This window comes from Xanthomonas sp. WHRI 7065, assembly GCF_040203115.2.
In the GTDB taxonomy this organism is placed as follows: domain Bacteria; phylum Pseudomonadota; class Gammaproteobacteria; order Xanthomonadales; family Xanthomonadaceae; genus Xanthomonas; species Xanthomonas arboricola.
The window spans coordinates 2,451,899-2,465,608 of the sequence record NZ_CP168194.1; the positions used below are offsets into that span (position 1 = coordinate 2,451,899).

At 63.8% G+C, this 13,710-nt stretch carries 13 protein-coding genes and 1 other RNA gene; 5 read left to right on the forward strand and 9 right to left on the reverse strand.

All coding sequences use genetic code 11. The annotated features are described in order from the left end of the window. Positions 1–197: 197 nt before the first annotated feature. The 5 genes from ABQY64_RS10480 to ABQY64_RS10500 form a co-directional block, all read right to left on the reverse strand. Positions 198–273, reverse strand: a non-coding RNA gene (locus ABQY64_RS10480) — sX9 sRNA. Positions 274–332: 59 nt separating this feature from the next. Then, positions 333–1,019 (reverse strand): glycosyltransferase family 2 protein, encoded by a 687-nt coding sequence (locus ABQY64_RS10485; protein WP_104574310.1) that lies wholly within the window; start codon positions 1,017–1,019, stop codon positions 333–335. Further along, the gene (locus ABQY64_RS10490; RefSeq protein WP_349780499.1) at positions 1,016–1,612 is read right to left on the reverse strand and encodes a class I SAM-dependent methyltransferase; all 597 of its coding nucleotides are present in this window, start codon (positions 1,610–1,612) and stop codon (positions 1,016–1,018) included. Before ABQY64_RS10490 ends, ABQY64_RS10485 begins: the two co-directional genes overlap by 4 nt. Next, positions 1,609–2,370, reverse strand: coding sequence for a PIG-L deacetylase family protein (locus tag ABQY64_RS10495; RefSeq protein WP_349780500.1), 762 nt, complete (start codon positions 2,368–2,370; stop codon positions 1,609–1,611). The genes ABQY64_RS10490 and ABQY64_RS10495 overlap by 4 nt, the downstream gene beginning before the upstream one ends. Further along, complete coding sequence (locus ABQY64_RS10500; RefSeq protein ID WP_349780501.1) at positions 2,358–3,242, reverse strand: acyl-CoA dehydrogenase family protein; 885 nt, start codon at positions 3,240–3,242, stop codon at positions 2,358–2,360. Before ABQY64_RS10500 ends, ABQY64_RS10495 begins: the two co-directional genes overlap by 13 nt. Positions 3,243–3,755: 513 nt before the next feature. Between ABQY64_RS10500 and ABQY64_RS10505 the strand changes: the two genes are divergently transcribed. The 3 genes from ABQY64_RS10505 to ABQY64_RS10515 all read left to right on the forward strand — a co-directional run bounded on the left by ABQY64_RS10505 (position 3,756) and on the right by ABQY64_RS10515 (position 7,107). Then, on the forward strand, positions 3,756–4,271 hold the full coding sequence (locus ABQY64_RS10505; protein ID WP_374151349.1) for a MarR family winged helix-turn-helix transcriptional regulator: 516 nt from the start codon (positions 3,756–3,758) through the stop codon (positions 4,269–4,271). Continuing rightward, positions 4,268–5,965 carry an FAD-dependent monooxygenase gene (locus ABQY64_RS10510; protein WP_349780503.1) on the forward strand — a complete coding sequence of 566 codons (1,698 nt, stop codon included), beginning with the start codon at positions 4,268–4,270 and terminating at the stop codon, positions 5,963–5,965. The genes ABQY64_RS10505 and ABQY64_RS10510 overlap by 4 nt, the downstream gene beginning before the upstream one ends. A gap of 113 nt (positions 5,966–6,078) precedes the next feature. Next, positions 6,079–7,107, forward strand: a complete 1,029-nt coding sequence (locus tag ABQY64_RS10515; protein WP_349780504.1) for a Gfo/Idh/MocA family oxidoreductase — start codon at positions 6,079–6,081, stop codon at positions 7,105–7,107. A gap of 342 nt (positions 7,108–7,449) precedes the next feature. On the opposite strand, the gene ABQY64_RS10520 is transcribed toward ABQY64_RS10515, so the two are convergent. Beyond that, a complete protein-coding gene (locus ABQY64_RS10520; protein ID WP_024939953.1) occupies positions 7,450–7,725 on the reverse strand; it encodes a hypothetical protein in 276 nt (91 codons plus the stop codon). A 240-nt stretch (positions 7,726–7,965) separates the two neighbouring features. Next, on the reverse strand, positions 7,966–10,224 hold the full coding sequence (locus ABQY64_RS10525) for a methyl-accepting chemotaxis protein (RefSeq protein ID WP_349780505.1): 2,259 nt from the start codon (positions 10,222–10,224) through the stop codon (positions 7,966–7,968). Between the two features lie 545 nt (positions 10,225–10,769). On the opposite strand from ABQY64_RS10525, the gene ABQY64_RS10530 reads away from it, so the two are divergent. Continuing rightward, on the forward strand, positions 10,770–11,075 hold the full coding sequence (locus ABQY64_RS10530; protein ID WP_039529927.1) for a hypothetical protein: 306 nt from the start codon (positions 10,770–10,772) through the stop codon (positions 11,073–11,075). A 176-nt stretch (positions 11,076–11,251) separates the two neighbouring features. Here ABQY64_RS10530 and ABQY64_RS10535 read toward each other — a convergent pair whose 3' ends face one another. Together ABQY64_RS10535 and ABQY64_RS10540 are read right to left on the reverse strand one after the other, a co-directional pair. Beyond that, positions 11,252–11,707 (reverse strand): GNAT family N-acetyltransferase, encoded by a 456-nt coding sequence (locus ABQY64_RS10535; RefSeq protein WP_039521633.1) that lies wholly within the window; start codon positions 11,705–11,707, stop codon positions 11,252–11,254. Positions 11,708–11,788: 81 nt separating this feature from the next. Then, entirely contained in the window at positions 11,789–12,658 is an 870-nt protein-coding gene (locus ABQY64_RS10540) for an NmrA family NAD(P)-binding protein (protein WP_102584504.1), read from the reverse strand. A gap of 142 nt (positions 12,659–12,800) precedes the next feature. On the opposite strand from ABQY64_RS10540, the gene ABQY64_RS10545 reads away from it, so the two are divergent. Further along, entirely contained in the window at positions 12,801–13,676 is an 876-nt protein-coding gene (locus ABQY64_RS10545; protein ID WP_102584641.1) for a LysR family transcriptional regulator, read from the forward strand. Positions 13,677–13,710: the final 34 nt, after the last annotated feature.

Here is a 13,710-nt window from a genome sequence, read left to right on the forward strand (position 1 = left end):
AGTGGATTATGCATAGCTCGCTTATGCAGATAAACGCAGCTTCCATTGTCGCGACAGCTGGTGGTGATCGAGGTATCGATCGCTGGATAAACTGATTTATTTGCGCCGTTTCCAATGGCGATCCCATCCAATGCCTGGAACCGACGCGACTGCTTGCTGCTGAACAATAGTCGGCGACACACCCAACGATTAAGAGTGGCCAGTAAGGCGCAGCAGGCAGTCGCCACGCGAGTGCGGATGACGCGAAGGAATCGCAGTGCAAGAGTGGTGCATGTAATTCCCAGCACCAGCCACGCCCACCTGGCGGCTACGCAGTGGTATTGATAGCCGCTCTAGACCTGATTACCCAGTACCGGCTCGCCTGCCAGTACGGCCATCTCCAGTCGAGCCAGGTGATCGCTGAATCCGCCGGTCGCACGGGCGATGCGGCGGGCGCTGGTATTGACGACCGGCTTGACCAGGCGGGCAATCTGCATGCCCGCGCGCTCCAATGCCGAGACCAGCGCCACGTCTTCGCTGCACTTGAGCGCAGAGAAACCACCGGCTGCCACGTACGCAGCCACACTCATGCCGAGATTGGCGCCATGCACATGCGGATGCCCGTCGCGGCGAATTTCCTTGGTCAGGAAGGCCTGCCGTGTCTCAGGACGGAAATCGTGCCAGTCGGTCACCTCCACCACGCCACAGAACACATCAGCAGCGCAATCGAGCTGTGCCGAAAGCCAGTCCGGCGGCACGCAGGTGTCGGCATCGGTAAACGCAAGCCAGCGCGCCCCGCGCGCAATCGCCGCCGATGCGGCCGCTGCACGCGCAATGCCGACACCACCGGAGGTGGTGACGGTTCTTGCGCCGTGCGCGCGTGCGATGGCGCCGGTGCCGTCGCTGCAGCGATCGAGCGCGACATGGATTTCCACGCGCTCTCCAAACAGATGCGGATGCGCGGCCGCCACCAGAATGGATTGCAGGCACTTGCCGATCAGATCCGCTTCGTTATGCGCCGGGATGGTCACCGCGATCATCGCAGCTGCTCCTGTTGCGCAATCGACGGCCCGGACATCCAGGCCTGCAGCACGAAGTCCGCATCCTGATAGGAACACAGCGTGTCCATTGCCAATGCCTGGTTCAGTGCGCTGTGGACCTGCTCGGCACTGCGCAACGCACCGTCGAAGTCATGCCGCCAGTGACATGCCACGAGACAGCCCTTGACGGTGAGCGAGCGGGCGAACAGCGCGACGGTCTTTTCGAAAGCCGGAGTGTCGAGGTAATAACCCACTTCACTGAAGACGATCAGGTCGAACAGCCCTTCCGGCCAGTCCGACGGATGCGCGGCCTGTTGCAGCGTGACCGCGGGCAGCGCCTGCACGCGCATGCTCGCCAGCTCGACCGCCTGCTGCGACAGATCCGTCGCCAGCAGCGTGTCGCAACGCAGCGCCAGCTGCGCGGTCAGCTCGCCGTTGGAACAGCCAAACTCCCAGCCACGCGCGAACCTCGGGTAGGGCAGGGCACCGAGCAGGATGTCGCGCTTGCGTTGCTCGTACCAGCGCGAGCGATAACCGAACGGGTCTGCATCGGCATACATCTGCTCAAAGTGCTCAACGCTCAGCGCGGTCATCGGATGAAGACCTCGAACGGCCGCGCAAAGCGCTCCAGCACCGACGGCGGCAGGATCGGTGCTGCAACGGCCGGCGTGCAGTTGCCAAGCTGCGTCGCAAAGCACGCGATGGCGCGCTGCTTGGCACTCAGCACCGCAGGCGATAGATCGAAGCGCACGGCAGTGCCATCGGCAAATACCCCATCTTCCGGACGCGACCAATGCCATGCCCAGACCGGATATTGCAAACGCCGCGCCGACTGCGCCTTGCATGCGGCATGGGTCGCGCGCGACGCCGCCTCATGATCCGGATGGCCATCGCGCTCCCAGGTCACCAGCACCGTGTCCTGCGCAGTGATCAGATCACCGAGGGCCTGTGCCATGCGCGCTTCGCATGCCGCCAGCGCGCCATCGCCCAGTGCGAGATGGGTCAATGCGCCAGGCACTACACCCAACTGCTGCGCGGCAGCTTCCAGTTCCAGGCGCCGCGCCGGGCCCAACACCTGTGGCTGCCAGCCGGGTTCGTCGGGATAGGCCTGCTCCCCATCGGTCAGCGCGATGATCAGCACCGGTACGCCTGCGGCACGCGCGGCGGCAATCAACCCGCCACATCCAAGCACCTCATCGTCCGGGTGCGGCGCCACCACCACCAGACGCTGGCCGCCTTGCATCAGTTGCAACAGCGTGACACGTGACAGCTCGCTCAGGTACAGCGCGGCGCGCCATACGGCTTCCGGCGTGCCTGTGCCCTCGATGGTCTGCCCGGCTAGATCTTCCAAGGCGATGCCTCCTGTTGGCACAACTCGCCCAGGGCCTGCAGGTCGCGTTCTGCATGATGTTGCCGAATGAACACCGACAAGTCGGCACAACGCTGCGCATGTGCGCGGTTGCCGCACAGCGGCCCTGGACCCAACGCACGTGCGACCCGATCCAGCGTGTCGCTTGCCACCGCCTCGACCACGCTGCGCACCTGCAATACGCCACGCAGATGTGCCTGCTCCGGCTGCGCATCGATGCGTGTTGCCAGCTGACGCAACAACGCAGCGGCAGATGCCAGGCCTGCATCGATAGCGCCCAGGTGCGCGGCGGCATGCGGATCCTTGCTCACACGCGCAGAGGCACGCAGCACATCGGCAACTGCAACGGTGGCGCCGAACCAGCAAGCAGCGATGCCGGCACCTCCGTGCCAGAATCCAGGTCGGGTCAGGTACGCATCACTTGCGCCAATCTGCCGCGCTGGTGTATCGGAGAAGCGGACATTGGCCGTCTCGATGCCTTGCATGCCGACCGCCTGCCACGCGCTGCTGTCGATCTGAATGCCGGGCTGATCCAGCGCCACGGCAAACAGGCAACTGGCGCCTGCATGACGCGTCGTCACCAGCGCATGCGTCACTTGCGCGGCACCCGAACACCACGCCTTGGTGCCGTTGAGCACTTGTCCGGAAAAACGCATATCGGAGCCGGGTGGCTCGGCCGCCCACACCGCCCAACGCTGGGTCGGCGTGATGAGTTCCATACCCAGATCGGCGCAGATGGCTTGCGCATCGTAATGCGCTTCCAGGAACTTTGCCGCGCACAAGTCATCTGCCGCGATATCGGCAAGCGCCTGCCAGCGTTCTATGGTGTGACCGCGCCCGGGAAGCGGCAGCATCGGGTGGGTCTCGAGCCACTTGTCCGCAATCGAATGCTTGAGTTCGGCGGTAGGGGCTGAATCCGTGTGCGATGCAAAGGCAAAGGTGTGCGATGAAATACGTGCGCTCATTGGAACAAGCTAAGCAGCACACGGTGCAAGGCGTGTGACGCGTGAAGAGGGCTCTCCACGTGAAAAGCGAGCAGAAGTGCAGGGATGTTGTCGCAACTTGCTGCGCGAATCGATGCTCAGACGACAATGTCGTTCCAGTGGAATATGTGGTCACTGACTCGTCTGCGTTGTGCCACCAGTCAATAGCAGCGCGCTAATCGGCGCGATGTATCTCGACCACAGGCTCCGAATCGCGAGCGATCACAGCCACGCGATGACGAACTTGATCGCCCATGCGTTCGACGCCAGCGCTGCGGCGTCGCTCGACTCCTGGTGCAGGGAGTTTCCAAGGATGCAGGGCACCGGCAGGCAAATGCTGCAGCCTAAAATTTGCAATTGACAGCATATTGTCATATCGGCAGCATGCTGCCTATGAGCACTCAAGACGATTTACTGGCTGTCCGCAACCTGGTGATCAAGATCTTCGAAACGAACGGCCGTCTGGTCGAGACCGGTAATGCGTTGGTACGCCCCGCCGGGCTGACCACTGCGTGGTGGCAGGTCCTGGGCGCGTTGGGCTATTCGCCGATGCCACTGCCGGTGGCGCATATCGCGCGCAACATGGGCATCACCCGGCAGGCGGTGCAGCGCGTCGTCGATCTGTTGCTCGAGCAAGGCTTCGTTGCGCTCCAGCCCAATCCCCACCACCAGCGCGCAAAGCTGGTGGTGCTCACGCGCACCGGCCGCGCCGCGCTAAATGCAGCAGAAGCCGCCGCCGCTCCGCTAGACCAACGCATGCTGGATCGCATCGGAGCCAGACGCGTGGCAACCGCGCTCGCCGTGCTGGTCGAAATGAACGAGGTCATGGCGCACGACGTCAGTGCGCCGAGCGCGACCGCCGACGCAACACGCGTCGCCCGAAAAAAAGGCAGGCCATGAACGCTTCCGTACAACGCGACGTAGACACCGACGTCATCATCGTCGGAGGCGGCCCGATCGGATTGACCACCGCCTGTGCGCTCGCCCATCACGGCGTCGACTTCCGCGTCTTCGAACAACGCGTGCAAGCCAGGCCGCATTCGCGCGCCAACAACCTCTGGGCGCGGCTGCAGGAGCTGCTTCACAGCATTGGCATCCGCGATGCGCTGGCGGAAAAGTCGTATCGGATCACCAAGGTCAGCACCTTGCTCAACGGGCAGACCGTCGACCCGGTGGAAATTGCCGATATCGCCAGCCCGTATGCGCAGGTGCTTTACAGCGGGCAGGACGTCATCGAAACCGTGCTGGCCGAGCAGCTCGAAGCGAAAGGCGGCAGCGTCGAGCGCGGCCGCAAGATCATCGGCTTTGAACAGGACGCCGACGGCGTCACCGTCACACTTGCAACATGCGGCAGCGGCGACCAGTACGACGGCCCGACAGAGCAATTGCGCTGCCGTTACCTGATTGGCGCCGATGGTGGCGACAGCGCCGTGCGCAAACAGCTCGGGCTGGATTTCGAACCGAAGAAATTGCCCAACCGCATGAACCGTCAGGTCGATGCCAAGCTGCGTTGGCGACGTTCCACCGACTTCGATCAGCTCTGGTTTTTCTATTACCCCAAGGGTTTCTGCGGTGTGCTGCCGGTATGGGGCGGCTACCACCGGCTGTTTTTCCTGGCCGACGACACCGGCATCCCGGAGCGTGACCCGACCCTGGAGGAAATGCAGACCATTGCGCGCGAGGTGACCGAAGACCCGACGCTGACCCTGAGCGATCCGATCTGGCTGACGCATAGCCGCTTCCAGCATGGCACCGCCGCGCATTACGCCAAGGGGCGCGTACTGCTGGTCGGCGACGCCGGCCACCGCACCTTGCCGATTGGCGGGCAGGGCATGAATGCAGGCCTGCACGATGCGATCGGCCTGGCATGGCGGCTGGCGATGACCTTGCAAGGCAAGACCGCGCCGGTGGTGCTCGATTCCTACGACGTGGAGCGTGGCGGCGAGCACCGTGAACTGGACGAACGACAAGCGCGTGGCTTCCACAACAGCGTCTACCGCGGCCCGATCAAGGATGCGGCCATGGACATCGCCGCCAAGCTCATCCCCACCATCGGCACATTGATCCAGGGCTCGGACGATCTGCAGCAGTTGTCGGTGGCCTATCCGCAAAGCCCGCTCAACGACGATCATCTTGGCGGCCTGCGCGAGCTGCTTCAGCGCCGCGTGCCGCACTGCGGCGACCGCGCGCCCGATGCGAATGTCATCGCCACCGATGGCACCTCGACAACGCTGTTCGTCCATCTCTACAACCCGGATGGATGGAGTTGGGGATGGGCGCTGCTTGCCTTCGACGGGCGGCAGCACGATGCCATGCCACAGCTGCGCCTGGCGCTTGCCGGGCTGAAGGCGTGGCCGTGGCTGCGGCCCAGACTCATCCTGGGCGCCGCCGTGCCGCAGCCCGACGACGCCACCGCACTCTCGGATCTGGACGGTGCTGCGCACGCCGCCTATGGCATTGCGGACACCAGCGCGCTGATCCTGGTGCGGCCCGACGGCCACATCGCCTTCCGCGGTCGTGCCGATGCGCCGGAACATCTGCACTCTTATTGCAAGCGCGTCTTCGACCCGGCGACAGAAGGCGCTACACGCTGAGCCTGCAGTGATCCATCCAAACCGCTCGATGACGCTGCGCAAGCTGACACCACCGGGAACGCTGCTCCCGCTTTGCTAGGATGCGCGCACATGCTACCCAGGAGGCCAAGCGCATGACGCCCACAGTGTTTCCCGAGCCCGAGCTGTTCCTGCCGCAGCGCGGCGAGCCCTCGTTGCGGTGGGGAGTGCTGGGGCCTGGAGCGATCGCCTCGGCGTTCGTGAGCGCACTGCGCCGCCATACCAGGCAACAGCCATTTGCAGTGGCCTCGCGCACGCGTGCGCGTGCCGAGGCCTTTGCCAGCACTTGGGAGATGCAGCGCGCCTATGACAGCTACGAGGCGCTGGTTGAGGACCGCGATGTCGACATCGTCTATATCGCCACACCGCACAGCGAACATCTGCAGCAGGGCTTGCTGGCGCTGCGCGCCGGCAAACATGTGTTGATCGAAAAGCCCATGACTACCTGCGCCGACGATGCGCGTGTGCTGGTGCAGGAGGCGCGGCAGCGCGGCCTGTTCCTGATGGAAGCCATGTGGAGCCGTTACCTGCCGCATACCTCGGTGCTGCGGCAACTGCTGGCCGATGGCGCGTTGGGCGAGCTCCGCCATGTGTTCGCCGATCTGAGCCAACGCGGCCCTGACGATGCGACGCACCGCCAGCGCAATCCGGCGCTCGGCGGCGGCGCGCTGCTGGACCTGGGCGTGTATACGGTGCAGTTCTCTTCGATGATCCTGGGCGCACCGACCGCAATCACGACCACCGGCGCGCTGACCGACACCGGCGTGGATGCCTTCTCGACCATGGTGCTGTCGCACGGCGGCACCGCGCAATCCACGCTGATCAGCTCCATCGTGGCCCGCAGCAGTTCCACCGCCTATGTCACCGGCAGCCAGGGCCGCATCGACCTTGCCGGCGAGTTCCACAACCCGACCGCGCTGAGCCTGGTCGGCAACGACCACGCCGGCACGCCCGCGATGTGGACGGATCCGACCGGAATCAGCGGCTACGCGGGCCTGTCGTGGCAAGCGACAGCCGCGGCGCGTTACATCGGGGAAGGACGCAAGGAGTCTCCGCTCCATCCGCTGGATGAAGTGATCCAGATCATGACAACCCTGGATACCGCGCGGGCACAGCTGGGATAGCGGGTAGGGCGTCTGCATCAGCCAAGGCGCGTTTGCAGAGAGTGCAGCGCACGGTGATGCACGATGTTCAAAAACCGCATTGCCAAGTGCAGCACGTATTGCAGCTGATGCAAGCCCGCCCGCCTGCCGATGAGCGCAGGCGAGCGATGATCAACGCGTAGCGCGCCTCAGCGCGGTTTTTCACAAACAGGATGGAATCGACGCTCTTCAACCGTCGGCCCGACGCGCAGGGCCGGCCGCCGTAAAACAAAACCCCGCGTGTGCGGGGCCTTGTGGTGATCTAGGTGCCCGATGCGCGATGGACGCGCTTTGGCGCTGCCAGGCGCGTTTCGTTAGCCGCGCTTAGGGCAGGTCGCATTTGATTTTCGCGTCCACATAATAGGGCTTTGGGACGTCCGGGTTCTTGCTGGTCCTCTCGAACACCACCTCGAACGAATCCAGATCCACGGTACCGTTGCGCGACTTGCAGGCGTCCTGCAATTTCTGCTTTACCGCCGCGATACCCGCGTCGCGATTGGCGCCATCGGCGCTATTGGTCAGATTGGCGATCTCGGCAAATGCAGGCGAACTCAGACCCAGCAGGCAACCGACAGCCATAAGCGTGTGCAGCTTCTTCATACAGTCTCCTTTGCGATGTCTTTGATCTTCCGGGGGCATGGACGACAACGGCGATCGATATTCAGCGCAACGGAGCGCCGCGCGGTCCAGCCCGGCGCAGCATAGGCCGGGCGGGTTAAGGCATCGTGCAGGCGTTCGCACATCAGGTACCGGATCGCTTTGGCGCCAGAGTTAGCTGCATTCGCTCAGCCCCCAAAAGCAAACGGCCCGGACTAGCCGGGCCGTTTGCGATGCGACAGATCAGAACTCCTGCCAGTCGCTTGCATCGTGCGATGCGCCTGCGGCCACCGCCCGTTTCGTTGCAGGTGCCTGGCGTAGCGGGCTTTTGACAGCGGCAGGTCGGCCCGCAATCTCGCTGAGCTTTGCCGCAACCGGCGCTGCCGGCCGCGTGATGCGCGTGCTGCCCTCGCTGATCTTGAACACCGATACTGCCTGCGTCAGCTGCACGGCCTGTTCTTCCATCGAGCGTGCGGCGGCGGTGGCTTCTTCCACCAGCGCTGCGTTTTGCTGCGTGGTTTCGTCCATCTGTGTCACGGTGGTGTTGACCTGTTCGATACCGGCCGACTGCTCCTGCGATGCCGCAGAAATCTCGCCCATGATGTCGGTCACGCGCTGCACGCTGGCCACGATTTCGGCCATCGTGGAACCTGCCGTATGCACCAGCGTCGAGCCTTCGGCGACCCGCTCGACCGAATCGTCGATCAAACTCTTGATCTCCTTCGCCGCAGCGGTGGAGCGCTGGGCCAGGGTGCGGACTTCCGACGCCACCACCGCAAAGCCGCGGCCTTGTTCGCCGGCACGTGCCGCTTCCACCGCCGCGTTCAAGGCCAGGATATTGGTCTGGAACGAGATCCCGTCGATGACGGAGATGATGTCGGCGATCTTCTTGGACGAGGCCTCGATACCGGCCATGGTGCCTACGACCTTGCTCACGATCTCGCCGCCCTGCGATGCCACGCCGGCCGCACCGATCGCCAGTTGATTGGCCTGACGGGCGTGTTCGGCATTCTGGCGCACGGTGGAGGTCAGCTCTTCCATCGAGGCGGCGGTTTCTTCCAGGTTGGCCGCCTGTTGTTCGGTACGCTGCGACAGGTCCTGATTGCCTGCCGCGATTTCGCTGGCGGCAGAGTTGATCGACACGGCCGAGTGCTGGATACGGCCGACAATCTCTGCCAGCTGCGCGGCAGTGGCGTTGGCGTCGTCACGCATCTGCGCAAACACGCCCTTGAACTCGCCGGTCATACGTGCGGTGAGATCGCCTGCGGCGATGGATTGCAGCAGCGACGACAGCGATTGCAGGTTGCCGTCGGCAGTGGCCATCAGCTGGTTGAGGCTGTCGACCATCACATGGAAGTCGTACTGGAAACGCTCGGCATCGCCGCGTGCGCTGAAGTCGCCGTTGGCTGCAGATTGCGCCAGCTGCTTGATCTCGCGGTTCATCGCGGACAGGTTGGTCTTCACCTCGTCCATGGTCTGCGTGAGCACGGCCTTCTCGCCGGGCAGGCGGTCCATGCTCTCGCTGAGGTCGCCGACGGCGTAGCGTCCCATGATGCGTGCCAGGTTGGTCTGCACCGCCAGATGCGACGCCACCAGCGTATTGGTGTCCTTGGCCATGCGGCCATAGTCGCCAGGAAACGCTGCGGCATCGATGCGGAAACTGGTCTGGCCATCATCGTGGCGTCTGGCCATGTCGCTCTGCGCGTCGAGCAAGGATTGCAGCTGCCTCTGCATGCCACGCATCGCGCGCAACAGACGGCCGGTTTCATCCTTGGCGTCGCTTTCCACGTCATTGTCCAGCTGGCCGTTGGCAATCGCCTCTGCGGCCTTGGTTGCGCGTGCGAGCGGCTGGGTCAAGCTGCGGGTGATGAGCCAGGCAAGCAGGCTGCTAATCACCACCACGGCAACGCCACCGGAGATGATCAGCAGCTTGCCGCGGTTCATCGACGCCACTGCGTCGGCATAGGCTTGCTGGCTCTGGCCTTCCTGACGCGTCACCAGCTCGCGGATCTTGTCCTGCCATGCCATCGTCGCCGGGCGCGCCTTTTCGCTGAGCAAGGCCTGCGCCGGCGCATTGTCGTTTTTAGCGGCAAGTGCCATGACCTGGTCGTTGATCTTGCCCGAGATGGCACGTCGCGCATCCATCTCGGCGCGAATCTTGCGACCTTCCTCGGAGCTGGGCAGCGTATCGAGCTTGGCACGCAACTCGTTGTAGCGCTGGCGCTGCGCCTTGATGGTGGTCAGCGCTTCGTTGTTGAGTTCATCGCTGGTGGCCATGGCATAGGTGCCCAGCGCGATCAGGATCGATGAGTTGGCATCCAGCATGCCATTGCCGATCTGGATCTTGGCCATGCGATCGAGCACGATGAAATCGAATTGCTGCCTTGCATTGGCCATGGTGACCAGGCCCGTCGCCACCAGCAGGCTCGACAGCAGAATCAGAATTCCGAAGGCGACGCCGAGACGGCGCCCGACGTTATAGCGTTGCAAATAGGCAGTCATGCGAGTCGTCCTGATGTCCAGTGGGTGGCACCGGCTGGCAGGCCACGTGATGTTCGCGTGAATGCCTCGGCAACGTGATAACGACGCGAAAATCGGAAACTTAAACCGCCCGCTCCAGGCCGCGTTTAGCTCGCATTTTCGTTCACGCAGGTCAGGAAAAAACCGACTTTCGGCGCGGCGATTCGCAGCGTGATAATGCTGACGTTACTTGCCTCAGCATCGTGCTCGATGCTTGGCTTGTTCGTATGGACGGCAGCTGCGGCAGCGAACGGCCTGTCCGACCAGATTCTCTCTGGTTTACGGCGCGCGACGTAGCGTCCAACGCAAGCTGCGTGGCGGTGTCGATGGGTGTCAATCGTGCTGCTTCATCGCTTGGTTCGCGTGCTTGGCCTGTGCAATGGTCTGCACCCATCGGCGCTGGCGCCGGGTATGTCTGCTGGCCGGTTTCTCGATACGTTGGTCAGCCGTCGCTTCCGCTCCGGATGTCATGTCGTGCCATCACCGGCTCACTCCGCCACCACGCCCCAAGCGTGATCATGTTCACCATGAACAGCAGTCAGATCACCGCGCGAACGATCACGGTCACCCCGGCAAGCACCGCATCTGCCGGCAGCGAGGTGGTGGTGCAGTTGTCGGCCAGCCCCGACCCGCGCTGGCAGGCGTGTTTCCATTTCGTCGTGCAAGGCCGCGATGGCTTCTTCCTGCAGGGCAGACCGGTGTTCGACAACGCAAGCTTTCACGGGGTCTTGCAGGCCGGGCAAGCCGAGGCCTTCCGCCAGGAGCTGCCGGATGTGCTGGTATCGGCCAGCGTGCTCGCGCGTGCCCAGGTGAACAAGGACGCAGCGCGATAAGCGTGCTGCTTCAGCAGTAGGAAGTGCTCAGAGCGTCGTGTTCGGTGGCGGGTACTTGGTGACCAAAAGCGGTTATACGGCGAGGCTGGGTGTCTGCACGACCGCTCGGGCATCCCTACACCGTGAACAACATCGTCACTGCGCAGGTCAGCATCGCCCGCAGATAGCATGCAGCACTACAACTCTAGCGCCATATCCCATCGTTCCAGACCCGGCGCATAGCCATCCACCGTCACTTGCTGCACCACAAAGCCGAAGCGGGCGTAGAACAGTTGGGTATGTTGACTCGTATCCAACAGGACACGCCGGACATCCGGCATCTGGCGCAATGCTTCAAGCCGGGCCAGGAGTAACTGCGTCCCCACGCCGCAGCGGTGCAGACGCGGGTGGACCATGCCCCAGCACAAGCTCGCCGTTGTGCCATCTGAGCCGATCGCGTAGCCGGCGCAGCCAGCGACAGCGTTGCTGCGCTCTAGCAGTTGGTAGTGCCACGCCGCGGCGTGATGGCTCAGGAAGCCGGCGAAGTCGGCACGTTCACCGGCGCTGAAGAACACCGGCACATTCGCATCGAAGAGCGCCATGCAGGCGTCGAAGTCCCGAGATTGATACGGCCGAATCGTGTCCATCTGCATAGTCTGCCTCAGACGCGCAGATGCCATGCAGCCGCATGACATCCTGCCCCGTGATCACCGCGCCTGTCGTACCACCTGCGCTCAGGCCCGGGCCGTCACCTCGCGCACAAAGTCTTCATAGGTGCGCAGCGGACGCCCCAGCATGGCCTGCAGCGTTTCCACCGCGCCGTCGGCCGCCCGCATGCCGTGGGTCTGGATGCCGGCCATCATCAGGCGCATGTCATAGGCCAGCCAGGAGGGGCCGTAGGCGGCCATCTGCGCTTCGAAGGCAGCCACGTCATCGCCCGCATAGGCGATCTCGCGCCCAAGCGCCGCACTCCAGACCTTCGCGGCGGAAGGGCCCGTCATTGCATGCGGGCCGACCAGTTCGAGCGTGACACGCTCAAGTGCGGCGGGTGCGCGGTCGCGGCGCAGCAACTCGGCAACCGCGATGTCGGCAATGTCGCGCGCATCGATCATGGCCACACCTGCCGAGCCGATCGGCATCGGGTAGACGGCGTACTGTTGAATCGTCTGCTGGATCATCGCTTCGTTCTGCATGAAATACGCCGGGCGCAGAATCGTCGCGGCAATGTCGAGGCTTTCGATCATGCGCTCGACCGTGTGCTTGCCGGTGAAGTGCGGCACGTTGGTATACCTGTCGGCATGGATCACCGACAGGTACACGATGCGCTCGATCCCTGCCTCCTTGGCAAGATTCAAGGCGATCAGCGCCTGCGTCACTTCGTCGGGAGTGACCGCATTCAACAGGAACAGTGTGCGCACCGACGACAACGCGGCGCGCATCGACGCGACGTCGGTGAGGTCTGCGACCACTTCGGTGACACCGGTCGGGAAAGTGCGCTTGCCGGGTTGGCGAACCAGTGCCTTGACCTCTGCGCCTGCGTCGGCCAGGCCCTGGGTGATCAGAGAACCGATGGTGCCGGTGGCACCGGTAACGAGAATGCTCATGTGAATCTCCTGCTATGGATGGAAGAGGCGTCAGTGCGACATGTCCGCTGCGCTTGGCGTTGCGGTGACGAGACGATAGGCCGTTGCACCCACAATACGAAGACGCCAAGATGTAGACGCCTGGTTTCAAATGTGGAACACCATGGATCTCAATGCATTGATCGATTTCGCGCTGGTCGCGGCGAACCAGGGCCTGGGAAAGGCGAGCCGTGCCAGCGGCAGATCCAAGGCGACCCTGTCGCGTCGCATCGCCGAGCTGGAGGAGCAACTGGGAGTGCGACTGGTCGAGCGCAGCGCACGTGGCCTCAGGCTCACCGAGGCCGGGCAGCTGCTGATGGAGCGCACCGAAGTGCCGTTGAGCGAGGTGGCCGAGGCCATGGCAGCCGCACGCGAGGGGCTCTCAAGCCCGCGTGGGCGCTTGCGGGTTGCATCGCCGGTGCTGTTCTCGCAACTGGCGATGGGGCGCATCGGCGCAGAGTTCTGCGCGGCCTATCAGGAGATCACGCTGGAGGTGGTGGCTGAGGACCGCACGGTCGATCTGGTGGAAGAGCAGTTCGATGTGGCCATCCGCATCAACCCCAGCCCGGACAGCAGCCTTGTGGGGCGCTGCTTCGCCAGGGATCGGCTGGTGGTCGTGGCCGCCCCCGGCATCGCCATGCCGACCGGCGGCGCGGTTACACCACTGCCCGCCGTGGTGATGTCGAGCTTCCAGCCGACCACATGGACGCTCGATGACGGGCGTCTGGTCCTGGAACCCATTCCAAGACTGCGGTTTTCCTCGTTCCTGATGGTCCGCGACGCGGCGATGGCAGGCGGTGGCATCGCGCTGATTCCGCAGTCGATCGCCCGGAACCAGCTCGCGTGTGGCGAACTGGTGCAATGGGGCACCATCGCTGACGCGGAGCCGGCGTTGTGGGTGTTGCACACGTCCAGGCGCCTGGCTGCCCCGAAGGTGCGTGCCTTCGTGGACTTTATGTGCGAAAGGTATCCGGATGGGTCGCTGGTGCTGAAGGGGTAGGGCGCTGCATCCAGCTTGTGCGGGCCAGCCTGTG